The 22,114-nt window shown below is 30.6% G+C and carries 22 protein-coding genes, 1 tRNA gene and 2 pseudogenes; 3 read left to right on the top strand and 22 right to left on the bottom strand.

Going from position 1 to position 22,114, the window contains the following annotated elements:
• Positions 1-222: 222 nt before the first annotated feature.
• The 19 genes and pseudogenes from KQI68_RS05590 to guaA all read right to left on the bottom strand — a co-directional run bounded on the left by KQI68_RS05590 (position 223) and on the right by guaA (position 15,227).
• Entirely contained in the window at positions 223-423 is a 201-nt protein-coding gene (locus KQI68_RS05590; protein ID WP_216549145.1) for a hypothetical protein, read from the bottom strand.
• Positions 424-650: 227 nt separating this feature from the next.
• Complete coding sequence (locus tag KQI68_RS05595; RefSeq protein WP_216549146.1) at positions 651-860, bottom strand: hypothetical protein; 210 nt, start codon at positions 858-860, stop codon at positions 651-653.
• A gap of 136 nt (positions 861-996) precedes the next feature.
• Positions 997-1,209, bottom strand: coding sequence for a hypothetical protein (locus tag KQI68_RS05600; protein ID WP_216549147.1), 213 nt, complete (start codon positions 1,207-1,209; stop codon positions 997-999).
• A 69-nt stretch (positions 1,210-1,278) separates the two neighbouring features.
• Positions 1,279-1,416, bottom strand: a pseudogene (locus KQI68_RS05605) (TraM recognition domain-containing protein); the annotation flags it as partial.
• A 506-nt stretch (positions 1,417-1,922) separates the two neighbouring features.
• Positions 1,923-2,804, bottom strand: coding sequence for a hypothetical protein (locus KQI68_RS05610; RefSeq protein ID WP_216549148.1), 882 nt, complete (start codon positions 2,802-2,804; stop codon positions 1,923-1,925).
• 194 nt (positions 2,805-2,998) lie between these two features.
• Positions 2,999-3,496, bottom strand: a complete 498-nt coding sequence (locus KQI68_RS05615; RefSeq protein ID WP_156702885.1) for a hypothetical protein — start codon at positions 3,494-3,496, stop codon at positions 2,999-3,001.
• Positions 3,497-3,897: 401 nt separating this feature from the next.
• Positions 3,898-4,080, bottom strand: a complete 183-nt coding sequence (locus KQI68_RS10345; RefSeq protein WP_246541253.1) for a hypothetical protein — start codon at positions 4,078-4,080, stop codon at positions 3,898-3,900.
• 165 nt (positions 4,081-4,245) lie between these two features.
• A complete protein-coding gene (locus tag KQI68_RS05625; protein ID WP_004828532.1) occupies positions 4,246-4,479 on the bottom strand; it encodes a helix-turn-helix transcriptional regulator in 234 nt (77 codons plus the stop codon).
• Positions 4,480-4,876: 397 nt separating this feature from the next.
• Complete coding sequence (locus tag KQI68_RS05630) at positions 4,877-6,700, bottom strand: DUF4368 domain-containing protein (RefSeq protein ID WP_216549149.1); 1,824 nt, start codon at positions 6,698-6,700, stop codon at positions 4,877-4,879.
• Positions 6,701-6,796: 96 nt separating this feature from the next.
• A pseudogene (locus KQI68_RS05635) lies at positions 6,797-7,792 on the bottom strand (type IV secretory system conjugative DNA transfer family protein); the annotation flags it as partial.
• Positions 7,785-8,519: a phage antirepressor KilAC domain-containing protein gene (locus KQI68_RS05640; RefSeq protein WP_216549150.1), complete on the bottom strand. Its 735-nt coding sequence runs from the start codon at positions 8,517-8,519 to the stop codon at positions 7,785-7,787. The gene KQI68_RS05640 and the pseudogene KQI68_RS05635, both read right to left, overlap by 8 nt.
• On the bottom strand, positions 8,516-9,001 hold the full coding sequence (locus KQI68_RS05645) for a PcfB family protein (protein WP_216549151.1): 486 nt from the start codon (positions 8,999-9,001) through the stop codon (positions 8,516-8,518). The genes KQI68_RS05640 and KQI68_RS05645 overlap by 4 nt, the downstream gene beginning before the upstream one ends.
• A complete protein-coding gene (locus KQI68_RS05650; RefSeq protein ID WP_216549152.1) occupies positions 8,994-9,821 on the bottom strand; it encodes an ATP-binding protein in 828 nt (275 codons plus the stop codon). The genes KQI68_RS05645 and KQI68_RS05650 overlap by 8 nt, the downstream gene beginning before the upstream one ends.
• A complete protein-coding gene (locus tag KQI68_RS05655) occupies positions 9,818-10,600 on the bottom strand; it encodes a replication initiator protein A (RefSeq protein ID WP_216549153.1) in 783 nt (260 codons plus the stop codon). The genes KQI68_RS05650 and KQI68_RS05655 overlap by 4 nt, the downstream gene beginning before the upstream one ends.
• Positions 10,601-10,683: 83 nt before the next feature.
• Entirely contained in the window at positions 10,684-10,965 is a 282-nt protein-coding gene (locus KQI68_RS05660) for a CD1845 family protein (RefSeq protein ID WP_216549154.1), read from the bottom strand.
• 8 nt (positions 10,966-10,973) lie between these two features.
• The gene (locus KQI68_RS05665) at positions 10,974-11,813 is read right to left on the bottom strand and encodes a KilA-N domain-containing protein (protein WP_216549155.1); all 840 of its coding nucleotides are present in this window, start codon (positions 11,811-11,813) and stop codon (positions 10,974-10,976) included.
• Positions 11,814-11,871: 58 nt separating this feature from the next.
• Positions 11,872-12,975 carry a hypothetical protein gene (locus KQI68_RS10350; protein ID WP_246541254.1) on the bottom strand — a complete coding sequence of 368 codons (1,104 nt, stop codon included), beginning with the start codon at positions 12,973-12,975 and terminating at the stop codon, positions 11,872-11,874.
• 4 nt (positions 12,976-12,979) lie between these two features.
• Positions 12,980-13,195, bottom strand: coding sequence for a helix-turn-helix domain-containing protein (locus KQI68_RS05675; RefSeq protein ID WP_216549156.1), 216 nt, complete (start codon positions 13,193-13,195; stop codon positions 12,980-12,982).
• A gap of 514 nt (positions 13,196-13,709) precedes the next feature.
• Positions 13,710-15,227 carry a glutamine-hydrolyzing GMP synthase gene (gene guaA, locus KQI68_RS05680; protein WP_216549157.1) on the bottom strand — a complete coding sequence of 506 codons (1,518 nt, stop codon included), beginning with the start codon at positions 15,225-15,227 and terminating at the stop codon, positions 13,710-13,712.
• Between the two features lie 238 nt (positions 15,228-15,465).
• On the opposite strand from guaA, the gene secA reads away from it, so the two are divergent.
• Positions 15,466-18,204: a preprotein translocase subunit SecA gene (gene secA / locus KQI68_RS05685; protein ID WP_216549158.1), complete on the top strand. Its 2,739-nt coding sequence runs from the start codon at positions 15,466-15,468 to the stop codon at positions 18,202-18,204.
• 59 nt (positions 18,205-18,263) lie between these two features.
• On the opposite strand, the gene KQI68_RS05690 is transcribed toward secA, so the two are convergent.
• A complete protein-coding gene (locus KQI68_RS05690) occupies positions 18,264-18,926 on the bottom strand; it encodes a PepSY domain-containing protein (RefSeq protein WP_216549159.1) in 663 nt (220 codons plus the stop codon).
• Positions 18,927-19,071: 145 nt separating this feature from the next.
• On the opposite strand from KQI68_RS05690, the gene KQI68_RS05695 reads away from it, so the two are divergent.
• Together KQI68_RS05695 and KQI68_RS05700 are read left to right on the top strand one after the other, a co-directional pair.
• The gene (locus KQI68_RS05695) at positions 19,072-19,740 is read left to right on the top strand and encodes a GntR family transcriptional regulator (RefSeq protein WP_216549160.1); all 669 of its coding nucleotides are present in this window, start codon (positions 19,072-19,074) and stop codon (positions 19,738-19,740) included.
• Positions 19,741-19,817: 77 nt separating this feature from the next.
• Positions 19,818-19,893: transfer RNA gene (locus tag KQI68_RS05700), tRNA-Lys, on the top strand.
• 72 nt (positions 19,894-19,965) lie between these two features.
• Here the strand turns inward: KQI68_RS05700 and KQI68_RS05705 are convergent.
• Positions 19,966-21,222, bottom strand: coding sequence for a glutamate-5-semialdehyde dehydrogenase (locus KQI68_RS05705; protein WP_216549161.1), 1,257 nt, complete (start codon positions 21,220-21,222; stop codon positions 19,966-19,968).
• The gene (gene proB, locus KQI68_RS05710; RefSeq protein WP_216549162.1) at positions 21,200-21,982 is read right to left on the bottom strand and encodes a glutamate 5-kinase; all 783 of its coding nucleotides are present in this window, start codon (positions 21,980-21,982) and stop codon (positions 21,200-21,202) included. Before proB ends, KQI68_RS05705 begins: the two co-directional genes overlap by 23 nt.
• Positions 21,983-22,114 lie beyond the last annotated feature (132 nt).

Here is a 22,114-nt window from a genome sequence, read left to right on the forward strand (position 1 = left end):
TCCTTTCTTGCAATAAAAAAAGACGATGAAGATATACTCTCCCCGTCTTTGGGTTTGTCTCTCGACTTGAATATTAAGTTTAAAATGTTTATATTACTACCTCCTAAAATTGGGTATAAGTTGTATTTATAGTCACAATAAAAGTCGCATCTTATATTGATGTTGACTTTTATTTTTAATATTTATTTCTCTATAATGTTTTTTATTTTATTTCATTTCCACTTATTTTATTGGAGAAATATTCTCTGAGACATATTTTGCTCCTACATCATCTATAATCTCTGTATATGTCACTAAATACTTAGTTTTTTCTTCAACATCATAGTATTCAAATTGAATTTGATTAGATACACTCTCGGAACTCTGTATAGAATTTAGCTCTGTAGTTGCAACATGATTTTTAAGTCTATCTGTAGCAAACACTACAGGCTCATTTTCTAAAATTGATGGAACGCCATCTAATGAGTTCGTTTCAATATTATTTGTTTTTAGTCCTATAATTTGACCATTATAATCAATTTGAATAGTAATTGCCGCATTCGTTACAATTCCATTAGTTTTATAGTAAACATCTACTAAATACCCCTCATCTGAAGGATAGATGTATCCCTGAAAATCTTCCGTTTAAAAAAATCCATTACTACTTAAAACTAAGTCAATAATTTTTTTGAGTATAAATTAATATTATCAACTTTTAAAATAGGTGAATCATATAAATTAAGTGTTGCAGCACGACTCGTTGAAGTGATTCTTACACTTCCATTACCATAATATTTTATATTTTTTACCCCAGAACCTGGAGTATAAATATAAGAATTTGCCGTATTGATTGCCTGTGACACAGATTTACCGTTAGCCAAAGCATTATTGTATCTTTTTAGCCAATTCGTATGTGAACCTGCACTTACAGTATTTGTCCAACCTACTGCTACGTCAGCTCCTCTATCAACTGCACGCTTAACGATATTATCATTCGTAGAAGTAGAGCCTCCTCTTTTATTTTAGAAAATTAAATGGGAAATTTAAAAATTCAGTATCTATAAAATACGAACCATCATCTTCCAATTTGTGATATTTTGTATATGAGTATAAAATAGCTTTATATGAAATTGATCCTCCATCTTTATAATGATATTTTATTGGAAAACACATTATTGATAAAACAATAAATAAAATAAAAAGCTTGATTCTAACTTTTCTTCTTTTCACGACTCACCTCATTTTCTTTAAATATACACAATCATCTGTAATTTTCATAAAATTTGTGTATTAGATAAATTCTCTTAATATTGTTTTTTCTTTTCCTCCTAAAAAGAGTGTAGAGTCACAGTTACCAACTATTGTATCTGCATAGTCTTTGTAAATTGCTTTTAATTGAGATTGTGCTTGCAGAATTATACTTGCTGATATTTCTCTTTGGTATTTCATGCACTATGTCCACAAAGCGTTGTACTTGGCGTTTCGGATAACGGCTTTACAAAAAGCATGGAATGTGTACTCGATATGCTCCTTGTATTCTTATGTGCAAGTCATAGAAATTCCTCCTTTCCTCAGCCTAATTTTAACCGATATTTATTTCAAAATAGGTAGCAAAAACTTCAAAAGTGCCAAACCTAAAAATACTGTTATTAACGCAATCGTTGGGGAAATTATCTTATATGGAAAATTCATTTTATTCAACAAATGAATATCCAAATAAAACACAACCAAAAACAATATAAATGTAACTATATATAATGGATTGTGGAGAATAAAGAATTTATATACAACATATTCAATACAGAAAAAAACAAATATTGAAATTAAGCATAAAAAAAGTAAATGTATAATTTTTTTCATGTTTCCTCCTCGATGATTTTCAAAAATTAGGGCAACAACATTTTTGCTGTTGCCCCAATTTTTTTACTTTATGATTTTAAAGTTTAGTAGCTATAAAGATGACCAAAATCATTTTTATACCAATCGCCATAGGTTCCCGGGAATGGGTTGGAGATAGATCTGCCCTTAGAAACAGTAGTATAGAATTTATTTACCATATTTCCAGACCACATAAACTGTACTTTCATGTATTGGTTTTTTCTCATACCCTTAAAACAATCATACATATTAGAACGGTCTATACTTTTTAACCAATTCCACCCTAAACCAACAGCAGCCCCAACTGCAACCGAAGCAACTGTCGCAGGCGCACCAGTAATTCCCAAAACAGAACAAATATAAGCACCTAAAGCAGAACCAGCAGCTCCAGTACCAACAAGTTCCGCTAAATCTTTAAACGCATCATAACTTGCGCTAGAAGCCAAAATAGCCGCTGCGGTATCCCATGTTATAAAATCGACTTCTAGTGTATACGTTCCTGAAAGAATTTCTCCTAAAGTTAATGGAGAATGTCCGCTAGTAGTATCACGCACCCACGCAACACCTATGTCGCCAGAATAACTTACGCTACTAGTGGTTGAACGTGTTTTCGCAGGATATGAAGGCTCAGTGTCTGCTGTTTTCTTAATTTCGTCCATAATAAGCTGAAATTTCAATCCAAAAGATAATCCGTCTAATCCTAAACGAATTTCATCTTCTGTGTAATTATCAGCAGGAACGGCAAACGCTTCTTCAAAAAGTGTTTCCGCTTGCTCTAAAGGAAGATTAGCTAATTCTTCCTCATTAAGCTGAACAAGTTCTTCGACATAATGTCCCTCAATAGTATAGGGGTCACGTTCCTCAGCAGCAAAGGCTGTGATTGTAGTTCCCATACACAAAACAATCGCCAACAATAAAGATAAACATTTCTTAAAACATTTCGTCATAAATTCTCACTCCTTTTTGACATACAATACTGCAACAACAATTTCCACGCTTTTAATACCCATTGGAATCAGGAATTACTTACTTTCTTACACTATTTATGGTACTAAAGAGCACTTGAAATCTTCCAGATGCTTTATAAATTAGTAGAATATGAGACTCAAATCAAAATCAAAGTGCGACAATTCAAAGTAAATCATTGTTCTAATACAATCCTATTTATTTTTTCTTTCAAATTATAAGAGGTTTTATATATCCCCTCTATATCTTTATTTTTTGATTTTACATTGTACCAGTATCTATTATCTGCACTAATTGGATTATCTTCTACTATCTCAATCTCATATTCTTCATCATTCTTTATTTTAATTAGATATGCTCCATCAGAATAAGCGATATCCAACCCTAAATATTGATTATTTGAATCATATAAATTACAATCCTTATTTAGTTTATTCAATTCTTCTAAAACTTTCCTTTGTTGATCTGAAGATATATCTAGTTCTTTAAAACCCTCTTGTTTCTCATCATAAATATATACTTTCCCAGACTCTCCATTATTTTCTTTATCAATAATTATATCATTTGAACTAGAACATGAGCTTAAATTAACCATAAGAATTATTATTAACAATAACCCTGCTGTTCTTTTTACAATAGACTTATTATAATCAGTTAGAAAGGTATTTGACATCCAAAACATAATTAATCAAATCCATCATAACTTCTATTGCCTCTAAATCCTATAGGGCAATACTTAGTTATCTTATTAATTCTAGTTTTTTTATTTATCAAGTTTATGAATAAAGATTGGTCAATCTCCGTTCTTATACCTTTGAGGATTCGTATAAATCACGATAATTACCTCCCTCTTATAATTTTGCTTAACCTCAATATATTTGACATTAAAATCAAATATATTCTATTTTTCCAACTGTTGTTTCTAGCTATATTATAAAATATAGCATCTAAACTAATCGCCATTACTATATCTCATAGGATTTAAATCCATTATTTCACCTCCTATCTATCTTACATATGAGTTTATCTTTACCTTTCCTGATAATGTTGTATTTGTTTGATTAATAATTGTAACTATATATATTTACTACCTCTATAAGCTTTTACTTTTAATGTTGAGTCTGAAGCAAATCTTTCATCATAAATAATTTTTCCATCTTTTTCAATATTTACCGAATAGCTAATTACATCTGAACTGAACAAATTTTTTAATCTAACTGTAAAACCGTCATGAACTTTACCTGTCCAAGTATCCATGTTAAATTTATAATCAATGTTATCAAATCTTTTAATCTTATATTCTCATCAATATTTGCTGCTCTAAGACCTGTTCTCTGTACTTCTCCTAATTCCAATTTTTGGTACTCTTCGTCACTTATTATTTGAAACCTATCTCCTAATAAAGTCTAATTAATATTATATCTATTGTTTCGTTTGACATTTTGAGCATCTGTATCTACCTGTACCATCCAAGTCAAATATTTGGTATATACAAACGCCCAAAGCATTTGCTATATCGTTAGCAGTTTTAAGACTCGGAATTGTTTTCCCTGTTTCTATTTTGTTTATACTCGTCCTTGATATACCTACTTTTTTTCCAAGTCTATGTTGCGATAAACCTAGAGGCTTACGGTATTTCTCGATTCTGTTATCCATAATTTCACCTTTCTTTGGTTAACTATAGTTTAACATAATTTCGTTTGAATGTCAATACTTTTCATGTTTTTTTGATTACCTTTTCCTAATTTATTAGTATATAATATCTATGCTAATATTTTTTAATTTTATCAAAATTATCCTTCACTGCTATTTACTTGTATTTAAAGTAATCATTGTTCTTTGGGGTGAAAATACAAAACAGCACATTTCACATTCAGATGTACATTTATCAGGCAATAATATTGCATCCGTATTAGGCTCAATTCTAAATTTCATTATATAATCACCTTCTTCTATATCTCTGTATCAATACTTATGTCGAGTTTTTACATATTGTTTTTCGACATATAATCATCATATAAACTATATAGTAAATGTATCACTTTTAATTTTCTCATAATAGCTGGCTTAATATACCCGTCTTTTTTAGATTCTTTAAGTTCTCCTGTTTTTTCTGCTCTCGTCTTGCCTTATACTTTTTCTCGTACTCCTGTTGTTTTCCATTTGCTTTACGCTTTAAATAATTTTGATGAAGCCTGTCCCTTCTCTCATTAATTTTTCGTTCTTCTTCCTCAAGTTTTGATTGTTCTTCTTCGCTTAATTCTTCTTTTGGCACTTCATAATTCCCTATGAAGTTAAAATATATTTCTATCTTTTGCTTTGATGTTTGACTGCCTTTCCTATCTCTTTCATGAATTATTATCTTATCTACAAACTCATTTATCATTGTGTTTGTGAGATCATCAAAGTTTTCATAGCGACTAATAAGAGATATAAATTTTCTTGTCTTGTCTGTTTCTTTTTCATATCTTGATATCGCAAGATCTAAGTCTTCAATCTCTTTGCTTAGGACTCTTTGCTCTGTTTCGTATTGGCTATTAAGTATCTCATATCTACTACTTGGTATTTTTTCTAGTATCATATCCTCGTAAATACGGCACATAAGCCTTTCTAACTCTTGTATCCTCGACTTATTATTAATTAGCCTTACTCTTTGTTTTTCTATCTCTACTTTTTCCTTTTCTTCCATTTCATTTTGAATGGAATGAATAAATGCTTCATTATCCTCATTAAGATAATTTTTTATATCTTTTAATGTTTCTTGGATAAGGTTTAAGACTACTTCTGCTTTTATCCTGTGAGCTGATGGACATAGCGTTCCGCAAGGCACTTTCTTGTAATTACTACAAACATAGTAAGGGATATTCTTATAGTTATTTGTCCTATGAACATACATCTTGCTTCCACAATCTGCACAATACATCAGTCCTGTTAGTGGGTGATATTCGCCCCAACCATCAGGATACCTTTTTACATTTCCTCTTATCCTTTGCACATTATCAAAGGTTTCTTGGTCTATGATTGGCTCGTGTGTATTTTCAAAAATAAGCCAGTTATCCTCGGATACATATTTGCTTTTCTTGTCCTTGAAGTGCTTTCTTGTTTTAAAGTTAACTGTATGCCCTAAGTATTCTTTTTTCTTTAAGATACTTGCAATTGTGGAACAACACCAACGATAAGGATGTTCAAAGTTTTTGCTTTGATGTAATCCATATCCAAATTTTTGCTGATGATAAGCAGGTATATCTATCTTATCTGCTTCTAGTATCTTTGCTATTTTGTATGGTCCTGCTCCGTCCATTGTAAGATTAAATATTCGTCTTACTATCTGTGCTGCCTTTTCATCTACAATCCACTTATCTTTGTCTTTTTCATCTTTTATGTAGCCATAAGGCGGTGTGCTTGCCGTATGCTTTCCGCTTTCTCCTTTTGATCTAAATGTAGATTGTATTTTTCTTGAAGTATCTCTTGCATACCATTCATTCATAATATTTCTAAAAGGGGTAAAATCATCTTCTCTGTAAAAGCTGTCTACATTGTCATTTATAGCAATCAATCTTACGCCCTTTTGTCTTAATATCTCCATACATTGACCGACTTTGAGATAATCTCTGCCGAGTCTACTCATATCCTTTACGATGATACAACCGATATTTCCAGTATTTACTCCATTCATCATTTCCATAAAGCCTGGTCTATCAAACTGTGTCCCGCTTATTCCGTCATCTGTAAAATGGATGATGTTGGTTAAATTATTCTTACTTGCATATTCTTCAAGGATTTTCTTTTGATTAACGATTGAGTTACTTTCTCCTTCAAGTTCATCATCTCGACTTAATCTCTCATAGAGTGCTGTTATCTTTTCAAAATTCCTCACTTTTTCCTCCTTCCTCTTAATTTCTTAAATAAAAAAGAATTAAGAAGTACATGTTTCACTAAAACAGTGATTAAGTGTTCTCCTTAATTCTATTACTCCTGCTGCCAGTTTATATTTCTTATATTGCTTAACTGCAAAATGACTTGGGTCTTTCTTTTCAAGAGCTTCAAAAAGCCTATCAATTGGGTTCATATAGGTTTCGTCATCTTCTCTGACTTCACTTGAGTCAATCATATCTAAAAGCGTCTTAAAATTCTTTTCTTCTTCTGGTGCTTCATAATAGATATACCCAATAAGGGCAGTGTAATATAACTTTTCAGCCTTTACCCAGAAATCTTCTCCTGCCTTTTCTCCATCTCCCTTGGTATTGGCAATTATAGTTTGGACAAGTTTTAAAATATCTTTTTCTGATCGAAGATAAGCAAAGGGATTGTATTTCATAGATTTTTTAAAGTTTATTGTGTTTAAAATCTTTATGTCATATCCGTTTTCATATAACATTTTTCCACACTCTAACACAAGTGTGCCTTTAGGGTCTGTTACTACATAGGAAGAGTGCATTTGCATTAGATTTGGCTTTACATAAAATCTTGTCTTACCTGATCCAGAGCCACCAATTACTAATACATTTTTATTTCTAGCATATTTAGGATTTTTAGGTCTTGAGTTCATTGTAAGTCTTTCGGTATTAGTTATTAATACATTATTTTCAAACTTAGAGTCAATATATGGAGCAATATCCTTACTTTCTCCCCATCTTGCAGATCCATACTCTTTACCCTGCCTATATTTCTTTTTATTTTTTCCCTTGCTATAAATAATTAATTTAACAAGACCAGCAACTGAAATACCTACTAACAAGTCCCTTGGATTAAGGCTTGGTATATAAGATAAAGTTCCTATATCAGAAATTCCCACCATTATTTTATCTATAACATCCCCTCCTACATAGGAGTTAATGTGCTTAGAAAATATATTTCCAATGTAGAAAAAGGATAAATAAGGAATATTTGATAATATAAATTTCTTTGGACTTTCTATTTTAATTAAGTTTTTAATATCAGATAAGATTTCTCCTAATATCTTATTCATCATAATAACCTTCACTATCTAATAAAATTAGTAGGTAGTGTCTTCCTTTTGGTGTTATAAATGTTTGTATTCCTACAAGTGTACCTAGTGGATTAACCCATTCTTTTACTTCAAAATATCCCTTGTTCTTATCTGCATAAGGTAAGAGTTTCTTTTTCTTATCTCTATAAATTAATCCTTTATCCATTAAAAAACTTATAAACTGATTTTGTGGTATTCCTAATTCTTTGGCAGTATTTCTAAAGTTTGTAAGCAGGTTATAATCTACTAATTTGTCATAATAGTTTGCCTTTGGTCTTAATTCTTCAATCTCTTCTTCTCTTTCGGCAATAATTCTATTGGCTACAAGAATTGCATCTGCAAGTAACTCTTCATTAGTTTTCTTTTCTTGCCCAGCTATATATCCCCCGTTTTTTCTAATACTTGGTAAGACTTCTCTCGTTACCCAAAGCTTAAACTTTTTTGCTTGTGGTAGTTTTGATGAAAGGATAAGTGAATACAATCCTGATTCATTAATTATTGAAATATTCTGTATTCCTCCAGGGGTGTTCCATTTCGTTACACCCTTATCTTCCTCTTCTACATGGTCATATACAGCTTTTCTTGGATTGACATATCCTAACATAGTGGCTACTTCATTTGCTATAAAGAAAAACTCACCGTCTTTTTCTATAACAGTGAGTTTCCCAAAATTCTTATTTTCAAAAGTTTTTAAATTATTTATCATAGGCTTTGCTCCTTATGTTTATTCTTAATCTTATCTTTAGTGATAGTATCCTTAGCCATATCTTTAAATTTATTTATAGTCTTTGTTATTGAATCTTTTCTATCGGCCTTTCTTTCAGAAACCTTAACTGCTTTTTTAAAGGCGTGTTCCATTACTTTTATATCCTTAGATTGAAAAAACACAGAGTGGTTGCCAGTTTCTTTATCTTTCATAACAGAAAACTTCACTCCGTGTTTATTTAAAATCTTCTTTAATTCTTTTAGTTCAGGATCTTTAAGGTTTATTTCTTCGAGTTGTCCTTTTTTAACCATATCCTTTAATTTAACTTCTTCGCCATTATTTTTAATTACATTAGAAAGTCCACCTTGGTCTTGAATTTGTTTGTATAGTTTCTTTATAGCATCAAGTAAGGTTTTGGCAGTAGCCTTTGCAAGTCTTACTTCAAGATTTAGACTTGACCTTGATACTTCTTCATTAATCATCTATCCCACCTCCATAAGTTAATATCTCCTTATATTTTTTAAGTTTTTCTTGATGGATTTTTCTTCTAAAATCTTCTCCTACTACTTTTACTGGTATTGCCATTTCAAGTATTCTTGAATAAATTCTTTGGTATTCTAAATCTATATTTGTATCTTGTATGATTTCTAAAGAAAGATTAGTTGTAAATATGGTTGGCTTATTTTTAAGATACCTTGAATTGATAATGTTATATACTTGTTCTCTCGCATAAGATGTATCTCTTTCAATCCCTAAGTCATCTAAGATTAGTAAGGGAATATTCGATAAGGTATTTATAATTTCATTTACATCAAACTTAAAAGCTGATTTTTGTATTTGATTTATTATTTGTGATAGATTCATTATTCTAACTCTCATTAATTTTTCTTCAATTAGGTAATTTGCAATAGATGATGCTAAATAAGTCTTTCCACTTCCAACATCTCCATAAAAGATAAGTCCTACATTATCTTCTTTCATTTGGTCAAAGTGAATTGCATAATTTTTAGCTACATTAAAAGCTTGCCCACTTTTATTTATGCAATTTTCAAATCTATATTGATGCTGAATATTTGAAGAAAAGCAATCTCTCTTTAAATTTGCTATTTTCATAAGTCTTTCTCTTTTTTCCATTTCCTTATCTCTTTTAATATCACATTCACACTTTATCCTTGGAATAATCTTAGAAAAACCAAATTCAATTAAATCTCCATCAACTCTTTTACCGCATTCTTTACAATAAATATGTCCATCTTTTTCTATGTCATTTTCTCTTAAAACAAAATCTTTTAAATCTATCATAAGCTCTCTCCTATATCGTAATTCATCTTTTTACTTGTCTTTGGCTGATTCTTTATCTGATTTTTTGACTTATCATTTAAATACCAATTAATTATTGTTGCCTTGTGGTCTTCATAGGCTCTATTATTTGCTTTCATGTAGGTGGATAGTCTTTCTATATATTCATCAATACTACTCCCTATTTCATTTGATAAGTCCCTATATTCTTCATCAGTTAAAAATATGTTTTTATATATTCCATAAGGCTTTTTCTCCTTACTAAAATCATTCTTTCTTAACTCATTATTGTTAATATTGTTATAGTTACCTTCCGATTTTCGAAAATCTTGACTTTCGATATTCGAATCTCTTGAATTTCGATTATCGAACTTCTGGAATTTTGTTTTTCGAACTTCTTGATTTTTTAATTCCATATTATTAAATATGCTCATAAAGTCTTTAACATAAATTCTGTTAGGCTTTCCCAGTCCTTGTCTTTTCTTTTCAATAAGTCCTATCCCTGATTTAATATCAAGTTCAGCTATTAATTTATTTGCTTTTTCACTCGCACAATTAAATTGCTCTTTTATGCTTTCAATTGTGTAGTAAATAAAGACTTTTCCATCTTCATCTATCCAGCCATTTTTATATGAAAGACCCATTCGATTAAGCATATATGAATACAAAACTTTAGCTTCAATAGAAATGCTCTCAAAAATCTCATCTTCCATCAATACCATAGGAAGCCTAATGAAGTTATACATCTCAGATTGCCTATTATAAAAATAATCAAAATTCAAAACGCACCTCCTCTCTGTAAATTAAAAAAGACGATAGAATTTTTACTTTCTATCGTCTACGATTGTCTAATATTTATTTTTCTTTAAATTGATTTTATTGTAGTATTAATTAGTTCTAAAAAACCAATAATATATACACCTAACTTTGGAAGTCCAAATGGACTTAATAAAAACGCTAAAATTAGTGCTTCTATTACTATTTCATATTCTCCTTTAAATATACTTCCTAAGGCAACCATAAAAATTAAAAATGAGATTATACTTAATATGGCTGCGGATAAGCTTAGTATAAAAGTTAAAAACGCTATTAATATACTAAGTAATAATCTTATAGGAAATAATATTATTCTAAATATCCACCTCATAACTTCCTCTATTCTGATAGTTCTTTAATTTCTGAATTATTTAACCTTTCTAAAGAAATTAGTTGTCTCCTTGCCAAGTTTCTTAGCTCAATCATTCTTTCTTTTTGTTCAATTCCCTTTTCTATTAAAATTGCATTATAAGACTCCATATTTGCAAGAACTAATAGTTCATTAAGGCTTGCATAATCTCTCATATTTCCCTTTAGATCTGGGTTTTCCTCTCTCCACTGTTTTGCTCTTTTATCAAATAATGCTACATTTAACATATCCGCTTCACTTGCATACTTAAAAGATAATTGTTCACTAGTCAAATCTTTTAGCAAATATTCTTTGATTGCATCGGTGTGGATCTTGTAATTTATCTTTGATATTTCTCTGTGAAGATTCCATGATAGGGATAGTTTTGAATTTTCGTCTGACTTTAATCTTTTATAATCTTGGATAATATAAAGCTTAAATTCAGGAGATAACCATGAAGCAAATTCCATTGCTATATCATAATGAGCATATGTTCCTCCATATCTCCCAGCTTTTGATACAATGCCAATAGCATCAGTAGAATCTATCCATTTACCTGGTGTCATTGTAAATCTATTTAATCCAGCTTCATTTCTAAACGTGTCGAATTGCACACGGTTAAAATTTGGATTATTTAAAACTTCCCACAAACCTATAAATTCAAGAGTATTTCTATTTCTCATCCAATTTTGAATAACAAATCTTGGATCATCTGTGTTTTTGTACTTAGCTATATCCGTTAAGCTAATATAATCGTTCTTAAAGTCTTCAGTGTATACTTGAATACTAAATCCTTTAGCAGTAATCTCTTCCTTTCTAATCTTTGCCAACTTACTTCCTCCTTGTGTTGGTGTACTCCTTACAATAATTATATTATATATACTTACTCTAAGCAGCACACCAACTATTAATTTTTTGAGTTTTAAACTTTGGTAGAAGCCTTAAACTCCTTATATTTACATAACTATTTGCCTCTATCACTATTATGACACGAAACCCAGAACAAGGGTCTAATATTCTTGAGTTTTTATTTACTCCTACAGCCTTACACATAAAATCACAAATATGGTCAGGTGTAAAAGCCTGATTTTTATCTGATTTTCCAACATATTTATTAAATGTAGTAAAGAATAAGTTTAGCAAATCTTGCCCAGCTGTATTTGAATCATTAATAAAAGGAATAATATTATTATCTATAAATTCTAATATTTTTTGCAATTCATCATAAGTCAAACTAGTTATATCTTGGTCATCTAAAACTTTGTTACTTAAAACTGATAATTTACCCGCTTTATTCAAAGTATCAACATCCTGGTTTCTAGATAATAAGCCTGATAAAATACTCTTTATACTCTTAATGATTATTTTTTCTTGAGTAATTTCCTTTCCTGTATCTGGATCTAAAGTCGGTTTTAGATTTTTATAATACAAGCCATTCTTTAGAGCTAGTAGACAAGTACCTACAAATTGGCTCCTTAATTTTTCATTTACACCATCAGAATGTAACATTTCATTTAGAACTTTTATGGAATCAACAACTTTAATTTTGTCATTAACTTTACCAAAAACTATATTCTCATATTCTTCAAAGGTTTTTAAGACGTTCTCTTGCACTTTTCTATGTTCTTCATCTATAATTACTGATTGTCCGTGCCAAACCCATATATCATCTCCATCGGTTTCTATTAGTATGGCAATTATTTTCTTATCAGAATATGCTTTTTCATACCTTACATAGTCTTGAAGTTGTTTTCTAATTTTATTATGATCCCATCTACTAAAACTATTTTTTGTTTCTACTAAAATAGCCAGTCTATCATTTTCAAATCGTATATCTAAATATTGATGATTCGTATCAGTATCACCCTTTTGATAATTTTTAATATTTTTACCGATATTTTTTAATGCTTGTACATAACTAAATTCTCCAGATTCAGTATTACCAATTTGATACTTATCGCCTATTTTTTGAATAATCTCATACCTGTTCATCTAATCACCTCACATACTCCATAATATCTTCAATCTCACAATCAAGAACACAACATATCTTAGCAAGTGTTTCTAAGTCAATTCTTTTAACCTTATTATTACAATAAGAATTAAGTTGTGTCCTTTGTAAGTTTGCTTCTTTTTCTAATTTATTTTTACTTATTTTTTTATCCTCTAAAACTTTGTCTATCTTAAAAATAATTTTTCCAAAGTCAGACATTTATTTTCTCCTTGTGCTAGACACCATTAAAAATCCGATTAACTTTCTTAAGTTATATTATATCATAAATTCACAACTTCTTACAGGTCTAAGATTTGTTTTGGTATGCGTCTATAATATTTATTTCCTTAATGAAAGTGAATGCACATCCCACAATTCTTTTTTTAATTTTTCGATTTTCTCTCTCTTATAATTAATATCCTTTTAAAAATTACACCATTTGTATTAGTATCCTTTGGAATTTAGTTTATATTATTTATTACATCTGATAATAGCCCTTTTCGTTCTTTAAATGGTTCAAGACCTACTGTATAAATCTCTTTTTCTAATACACATTTTCTTTGCAAAAAAGACCGCAAGTTTTTAAAACTTACGGTCTTTACTTTGTTGGGTTGTAAACAACTCGAAACGTGTATTTAGTTTATTCTTTTTTACTCCGAATAGAATTTATTACAAGTTGTTGATTTTTATCTTCTGTAAATATTGAAATTACTGTATTTCTTATTTTTTGGAATTATTCCCATTCTATAGTTGCAGGTGGTTTTGATGTTATATCATAGACTATTCTATTTATATGATCTACTTCGTTTACTATTCTGTTTGATACTTTATCTAATATTTCCCATGGGATTCTTGTGAAGTCTGCTGTCATAAAGTCTGTTGTTGAGACTGCACGAAGTGCCAATGTATAGTCGTAAGTTCTGAAGTCTCCCATTACTCCTACTGTTCTATTATTTGTAAGAACTGCGAAGTATTGATTTATGTCTTTTAGTTTTGCTTTTTCTAATTCATCTCTAAAGATTTTATCTGCATCTCTTAGTATTTCTAGTTTTTCTTTTGTGATTTCTCCTATTACTCTTATTGCAAGTCCTGGTCCTGGGAATGGTTGTCTATCTACTAAGTAATCTGCAAGTCCAAGCTCTCTTCCAAGTGCTCTTACTTCATCTTTAAATAACATTCTCAGTGGTTCGATAATGTCTTTAAAGTCTACAAAGTCTGGAAGTCCTCCAACATTGTGGTGAGATTTTATTACTGCAGAATCTCCAAGTCCTGATTCGATTACATCTGGATATATTGTTCCTTGAGCAAGGAAATCAACAGATTTTATTTTTTCGCCCTCTTCTTCAAAAACTCTGATAAATTCTTCTCCAATGATTTTTCTCTTGCTTTCAGGATCTGTTACTCCAGCAAGTTTATCTAAGAATCTTTTTTCTGCATCTACTCTTATGAAATGCATGCCTGAATCTTTGAACGCTGCTTCTACTTCATCACCTTCGTTTTTTCTCATTAGTCCGTGGTCTACAAAGATGCAAGTTAAATTTTCTCCAACTGCTTTTGATATAAGTGCCGCTGCAACTGATGAATCAACTCCACCTGATAGGGCAAGTAAAACTTTTCCATCGCCAACTTTTTCTTTTATATCTTTTACGGCTTCTTTTGCATAATTTGCCATTGTCCAATCTTTTTTAGCTCCACAAATTTTTGTTGCAAAATTTTCAAGCATTTCTTTTCCGTGAACTGAGTGATTTACTTCTGGATGAAATTGAAGTGCGTAAAGATTTTTCTCTACATTAGCCATTGCTGCAACTGGACAGTTTTTGCTTTCTGCTATTATTTCAAATCCTTCTGGAAGTTTAGAAACTCTGTCGACATGGCTCATCCAAACTATTTCTTCTTTTTCAAGTCCTTCAAAGATTTTTGAATCTTCTGTTTTTATTTCTGTCTTTCCAAATTCTCTTTCCGATGCATTTATTACTTCTCCGCCCAAAGTATGCGCCATAAGTTGCATTCCATAGCAAAGTCCAAGGATTGGAACTTTTAGTTCAAAAATTTCTTTTTCAATTTTTGGTGAATTTTCTTCATAAACTGAGTTAGGTCCACCAGTAAAGATTATTCCTTCGATATCCTTTCTCTTTTTGATTTCTTCTAGTGCTTTATTATATGGAACAACTTCACAGTAAATATTTAAATCTCTTATTCTTCTTGCGATTAATTGGTTGTATTGTCCGCCAAAATCTACTACGAGTATCATTTAAAACCTCCTAATATTATTAGAATATATTTTATAATAAAATCTTCATTTTGTATAGGATAAGTCAAATTTCGCATATATTTCACAGTTTTTAACTGTTTTTCACCTATTTTTATTGACTTTAAATATTCCTAAACATATAATTTATAGAGATGTTGATATCTTTGAAATTTAGAGATTAATTGAATAAATTCTTAATTAATGATAAAATTATATGTCTGACAAAAGGAGTGGTAAAATGGGTTTAATGGAAAAAATTTTTGGTACCTATAGCGATAGGGAACTGAAAAAAATTGAACCTCTTGTAAATAAAGTAATGAGCTATGAAAAAGACATGGAAAAACTTTCTGATAGCGAACTTAAAAACAAGACAGAAGAATTTAAAAATAGATTAAAAAATGGCGAAACTTTAGATGATTTACTTCCAGAAGCTTTTGCAGTTGTTAGAGAAGCTGCATGGAGAGTTCTTGGTATGAAGCACTTTAGAGTGCAAGTAATTGGTGGTATTGTTCTTCATCAAGGTAGAATTGCGGAAATGAGAACTGGTGAAGGTAAAACTTTAGTTGCTACTCTTCCTGCTTACTTAAATGCACTTGAAGGAAAAGGCGTACATGTTGTTACTGTAAATGATTACTTAGCAAGCCGTGATAGAGACTGGATGGGAAAAGTTTATGAATTCCTAGGACTAACTGTTGGATGTATTGTCCACGACATGGAGCCTGAAGAAAGACAAGTTGCTTATGGTTCTGATATAACTTATGGAACTAATAATGAGTTTGGTTTCGACTACCTAAGAGATAACATGGTTATTTATAAGGAAGATATGGTTCAAAGAGATCTTCACTACTGTATAGTAGATGAGGTTGACTCTATCTTAATAGATGAAGCTAGAACTCCACTTATTATTTCTGGTCAAGGCGATGAATCTGTAGATCTTTATGTAAGAGCTCGTGATTTTGTAAATACTTTAACTCACAGAATTAAATCTCAAGATGAAGTTGATATGGAAAGATTTAACAGAGAATTCGAAGAAGAAACTGTTGATTATGTAATTAATGAAAAAGACAAAACTTCCACTTTAACAGATAAAGGTATCACAAAAGCAGAAAATTATTTCGGCATTGAAAATTTATCAGATGCTGAAAATATGGAATTATCTCACCACATTAACCAAGCTTTAAAAGCTGCAGGTAATATGAAAAGAGATATTGATTATGTTGTAAATGATGGCGAAATCATTATCGTAGATGAATTCACTGGTCGTTTAATGTATGGTAGAAGATATTCTGAAGGACTTCACCAAGCAATTGAAGCTAAAGAAGGTCTTGATGTTAGAGCTGAGTCAAAAACTCTTGCTACTATCACATTCCAAAATTATTTTAGAATGTATGACAAGCTTGCTGGTATGACAGGTACTGCAATGACTGAAGAAGGCGAATTTAGAGATATTTACAATATTGACGTTGTTGAAATTCCAACTAATAAGCCTGTTATAAGAGAAGATGACAACGACCACATTTATATAAATGAAGATGCTAAATTTAAAGCAGTTACAAGAGAAATTCAAGAAGCTCACGATAAGGGACAACCAGTTCTAGTTGGTACTGTTTCAATCGATAAATCTGAAGAGCTTTCAAAATATTTAAAACGTGCTGGCATTAAACACAATGTATTAAATGCTAAGAATCACGAACAAGAGTCTGAAATTGTTGCACAAGCTGGTAGATTTGGACAAGTTACTATTGCTACAAACATGGCTGGTCGTGGTACCGACATTGTACTTGGTGGTAATCCAGAATATATGGCTAAAAAAGAACTAAAAAAACAAGGTATGGAAGATGAAATGCTTGAATACGCAGATTCATATTTCAAAACTGATGACCCTGAAATTTTACAAGCTAGAGAAGATTATCAAAATTTAGTTCATAAATTTAAAGAAGAAACTGACAAAGAAGCTGAAGAAGTTAGAAAAGTTGGCGGACTTAGAATTATTGGTACTGAAAGACATGAGTCAAGACGTATCGACAACCAACTTCGTGGACGTTCAGGACGTCAAGGAGACCCAGGTTCTTCAAGATTTTATATTTCAGCTGATGATGATTTAATCAGACTTTTCGCTGGAGATAGATTTAAGGATACTATGCTTAAACTTGACCCAGAAGAAGATGAACCAATTGAACACAAAATCTTAACAAGACTTATTGAGTCAGCTCAAAGAAAAGTTGAAGGTAACAACTTCAGTATTCGTAAGAATGTCCTTAAATATGACGACGTTATGAATAAACAAAGAGAAGTTATCTATGCTGAAAGAAGAAGAGTTCTTGAAGGTGAAAATCTTAAAGATGATATTGTTGCTATGAGAAATGACGTAATCGATAAGACTATTGATTTCTACAATAAAGTTGACGACAACAATAAGCGCTATCTTGATTTTGAATCAATTAGAAGCTTTGGAGTTACAGAATTTGACTTTGAAGATGATTTCTTAAAGGGACTTACTAACCCATCTGCTGAAGATATTAAAAATCACATGAAAGATCTTGCAGCAGAAAAATACGAAGAAAAAGAAGAAGAATTTGGCTCTGAAAGATTTAGAGAAATCGAAAGAGTTGCCCTTCTTCAAAATGTTGACCAAAAATGGATGGATCACATCGATGCAATGGATCAACTTAGAAAAGGTATTGGACTTCGTGCTGTTGGTCAAACTGACCCAGTAAGAGCTTATGCTGAAGAAGGATTTGACATGTTTGAAGCAATGAATGAGTCTATCAAAGAAGATACTGTTAAAATGCTATATCATGTAGTTAATCCTGAAAAAGTTGAAAGAGTTAAAGTTGCAAAAGAAGTTGAAACTGTAAATCCAGATGATGGAAAAAAGAAACCTTTTGTAAGAAAAGATAAAAAGGTTGGAAGAAATGACCCATGCCCTTGCGGAAGTGGAAAGAAATATAAAAACTGCCACGGTAAAAATGAATAATCTATTTAGACATAAAAATTAGAGGTCCATAAGGACCTCTTTTTTGATACTTAAATTAATTACATATCTTTTTGTAATAATTTTCCTGTTTCATAATCATAGTCATAATCTATGTCTTGGCTACCATTACTTAATTCAACTTCAGCAATTAGTTTGCCATTTTCATAGTCTAGACCATATGATGAAGCGTAATATTTGTCATCGCCAGTATCTTTATAAGATTCTTCTATAAAGTGGTCGATTTTAGCTAAAGCATCTTTTTGGATGTCGCCTGCATTATTTCCATCATTTTTATCAACTTCATCTTGTTTAACTGTTCCGTCAATAGCATTAATATCAACTTCGTATTCGTTTTTAGCATCATATCCATCTACACTGTATACTAAAACTCCGTCATCATGTTCTAATTTGAAAGAGTCAACCTTAGCACCTGGGTGAAGTTCTAAGAATTTATCAAAAGCTTCTTCTCTAGTGATTACAGCCTCTTTAATTGATCCAGCTGTAGCTTGAGTAGTAGCATCTTGGCCTGCGTTTTTAGAAGTATCATCAACTACAACTTCTGTAGATTTATTAGCTGCATTGTTAGTAGTTTCTACTGCTGCATTTTGTGTTGTATTAGTTGTTGTAGTTTCAGCAGGTTTGTTATCTGTTTTTTGTCCACATGCAGTAAGTGTTAAAGCCGCTGAAAGTGCTATTGCCATCGTTAATATTTTCTTATTCATTTAAATTTCCTCCTATGTTTTAATAAATGTCTCCTATAAATTACTTTACCCTAAATTCTTATATGTAAACTTTTATTTAAAATTTTATTTTATATGGTATAATAATGTTATACTTTAATATTCTAAAGACAAGGGAGGAGACTTTATGGATCCCAAAATTAACAAAAAATCTTTAAGCAATTTAGTTTACAGAGACCTGAAGGATAAAATTTTAAAGAATGATCTTTTCCCCGGCGATAAACTCATAGAAATGGAGATTGCCGCTGAACTTGGCGTGAGCCGCACTCCCGTTAGAGAAGCACTTAAAAAACTTGAAGAAGATGGGCTCGTAAATAATTATCCAAGAAAATCCTATGTAGTTTCAAAGATTTCAATGAAAGAAGCGCAAAATTTATATGTTGTAAGAAAATCTTTGGAACCCCTTGCAGTAGAAATTCTTGCTGAAAAGGGTCTTAATAAGAAGACTAAATTTTTTGAAGAAGTGAACGAAAAGCTTCAAAATGCAATGAATGGCGAAGAAGAATCAGTTATGGAACAGCTTATTATTCAGTGGAATGTAGAACTTGTTAATTCTCTAGATAACGAAATTTTAAGAGAACTTATGACAACAGTAAACAACAGACTTTATAGGTTTAGCAACTTTATATTTAGAGACAAAGGCAATTATAAAAAGCATTATAATAATCTTTCAAAAATATTTGAATTAATTAAAGAGAAAAAATCAAAGGAAGCTAGACTTGCCAGTGAAAATACAATTGAAGAAATTTACTCAATGTTTGAACAACAAGTAGACTACAAAATGTTCAAAAATTAAAAAAGCACTTGACAAGAGTGCCTTTTTTATTTATAATTATTTTTGTTGCAATTGCAAAAGTAAAAATTAATTTACATGCACCATTAGCTCAGTTGGTAGAGCAACTGACTCTTAATCAGTGGGCCTACGGTTCGAGTCCGTAATGGTGCACCATTTTTCCTATAGATTTAGTCTATAGGTTTTTTTTGTAAAAATTTATTAAAAAAGTGCTGGTATAACCAACACTTATTTTCTATATTCACCATGTCCAAAAATTATATACTTTGTGCTTACAAGTTCATCAAGTCCCACTGGACCTCTTGCGTGGAGCTTTTGAGTAGATATTCCAAGTTCTGCACCTTTTCCAAACTCTCCCCCATCTGTAAATCTTGTAGAAGCATTAACATATACACAAGCTGAATCAACTTCATCTAAAAACTTCATTGCGTTTTCGTAGTTTTCAGTTAGGATTGATTCGGAATGGCCTGTTGAGTATTTTGAAATATGTTCTATTGCTTCATCTACATTTGATACAGTCTTTACTGAAAAAGCATAATCTAAAAATTCCATTGCATATTCTTCTTCGGTTGCTTTTTTAACATTTTTAATTTTTTCCATTGCCTTTTCATCTGCATAAACTGCGATATTGTATTTTTCTATAATTTTATTTAAACCATCGTAGAATTTATCACTTAAATCATCACAAAGTACAAGAGACTCCATTGCATTGCAAACTCCAATTCTTTGAGTCTTTGCATTTTCAATTATATTAAGTGCATTTTCTGTATCAAAGGAATTTTCTACATATATATGACAATTACCTACTCCAGTTTCTATAACAGGAACTTTTGCATTCTCTACAACTGAATTAATTAAATTTGCAGATCCCCTTGGGATAAGTAAATCAATATATCCTCTAAGCTGCATTAATTTTGTAGAAGATTCTCTTGATGTATCCTTTACAATTTGCACGAAATTTTCATCAAATCCTGCATTTTTAATTCCAAGTCTAATTGCATCACAAATCGCAATATTAGAATTAATTGCTTCTTTGCCACCTCTTAAAATTATTGCACTTGATGCTTTTAAAGAAAGAATTGCAGCATCTAATGTGACATTAGGTCTTGATTCATAAATAATTGCAATAACTCCCATTGGTACAGTTTTTTTGCCAATTAAAAGTCCAACGCTATTTTCTTCCATTGATAGAACTTTTCCAACTGGATCTTTAAAATCAATTACATCATCAATAGCTTTTGCCATGGAATTAATTCTATCTTCAGTAAGAAGAAGTCTGTCAATAAGGCCTTCGGGCATATTATTTTCTTTTCCAATTTTTATATCTTTTTCATTTTCTTTTATAATATTATCTTTTTCAGCTAAAAGAGATTTTTTAATCTCAGTTAATATTTTATTTTTATCACTAGTCTTTAACTTTGCAAGCTTTCTCGAAGCATCCTTTGCAATTTTACCTAGTTCTTCAACACTTAAAATATGTTCCAATTTCCTCTCCCTTTACTATATCTCTAATAATTTTAAAATCTGCACCAGATGCAATAACTACTTCAATATTTTTTTCAACTGCAAGCTTAGCTGCCTTAATTTTTGTAGTCATACCACCAGTTCCTACATTTGAATCTGTCTCCTTTGCAGCTGATTCTACTTCACAAATATTTTCAACTTCTCTAATAATCTCTGCATCTTTATTTTTTCTTGGATCATCTGTATATAATCCTTCAATATCTGTTAGCATTATTAAAAGGTCAGCTTCTGTAATTCTTGCAATAACCGCTGACAATGTATCATTGTCTCCAAATTTAATTTCGTATGTAGAAATCGTGTCATTTTCATTTATTATAGGAATTACATTAAGATTTTGTAGCTTTTCAAAAGTATTCTTTGCATTAAATCTCATCTCTTCATCTTTTTCGATTTGTCTTGTTAGAAGAATTTGAGCGGAATTATATCCATAAGATATTAAATTTCTATCATACATGTTTGTAAGAGCAACTTGACCAACTGAAGCCGCAGCCTGTTTGTCAGAAGTTTCTTTAGGTCTTTCTTTTAAATTTAATTTTGCACGACCTGCTGCTATTGCCCCACTTGAAACTAAAATAACGTTGTATCCCTTATTTTTTAAGTTTGCAAGTTCAAAACATAAGTCGTCTATTTTTTGTAAGTTTATTTTTCCATTTTCATGAGTTATAGAAGACGAGCCTACCTTTATAACTATAGTTTTTATTTCTTTTTGAAAATTTCTCATATTATCACCTTTTAATATAATATACTTTAAAATGAGATTTTAGTAAATGATTTTTTCACTTTATTGTGAGAAATAAGCCTTTTTATTTACAACATTCTTACACTTATTATCTTTTTATTATGTTATAATATT

Source organism: Peptoniphilus ovalis (assembly GCF_018919265.1).
Taxonomy (GTDB): Bacteria; Bacillota; Clostridia; order Tissierellales; family Peptoniphilaceae; genus Peptoniphilus_A; species Peptoniphilus_A ovalis.

Bases quoted from the DNA above. Each gene is read 5' to 3' on its own strand.
- KQI68_RS10345 (WP_246541253.1), bottom strand. From the start codon at position 4,080: ATGGATACTTGGACAGGTAAAGTTCATGACGGTTTTACAGTTAGATTA.
- KQI68_RS05660 (WP_216549154.1), bottom strand. From the start codon at position 10,965: ATGAGGTGGATATTTAGAATAATATTATTTCCTATAAGATTATTACTT.
- KQI68_RS05640 (WP_216549150.1), bottom strand. From the start codon at position 8,519: ATGATAAATAATTTAAAAACTTTTGAAAATAAGAATTTTGGGAAACTC.
- proB (WP_216549162.1), bottom strand. From the start codon at position 21,982: ATGAGAAATTTTCAAAAAGAAATAAAAACTATAGTTATAAAGGTAGGC.
- secA (WP_216549158.1), top strand. From the start codon at position 15,466: ATGGGTTTAATGGAAAAAATTTTTGGTACCTATAGCGATAGGGAACTG.
- KQI68_RS05610 (WP_216549148.1), bottom strand. From the start codon at position 2,804: ATGACGAAATGTTTTAAGAAATGTTTATCTTTATTGTTGGCGATTGTT.
- KQI68_RS05650 (WP_216549152.1), bottom strand. From the start codon at position 9,821: ATGATAGATTTAAAAGATTTTGTTTTAAGAGAAAATGACATAGAAAAA.
- KQI68_RS05690 (WP_216549159.1), bottom strand. From the start codon at position 18,926: ATGAATAAGAAAATATTAACGATGGCAATAGCACTTTCAGCGGCTTTA.
- KQI68_RS05645 (WP_216549151.1), bottom strand. From the start codon at position 9,001: ATGATTAATGAAGAAGTATCAAGGTCAAGTCTAAATCTTGAAGTAAGA.
- KQI68_RS10350 (WP_246541254.1), bottom strand. From the start codon at position 12,975: ATGAACAGGTATGAGATTATTCAAAAAATAGGCGATAAGTATCAAATT.
- guaA (WP_216549157.1), bottom strand. From the start codon at position 15,227: ATGATACTCGTAGTAGATTTTGGCGGACAATACAACCAATTAATCGCA.
- KQI68_RS05615 (WP_156702885.1), bottom strand. From the start codon at position 3,496: ATGTCAAATACCTTTCTAACTGATTATAATAAGTCTATTGTAAAAAGA.
- KQI68_RS05675 (WP_216549156.1), bottom strand. From the start codon at position 13,195: ATGTCTGACTTTGGAAAAATTATTTTTAAGATAGACAAAGTTTTAGAG.
- KQI68_RS05625 (WP_004828532.1), bottom strand. From the start codon at position 4,479: ATGGATAACAGAATCGAGAAATACCGTAAGCCTCTAGGTTTATCGCAA.
- KQI68_RS05695 (WP_216549160.1), top strand. From the start codon at position 19,072: ATGGATCCCAAAATTAACAAAAAATCTTTAAGCAATTTAGTTTACAGA.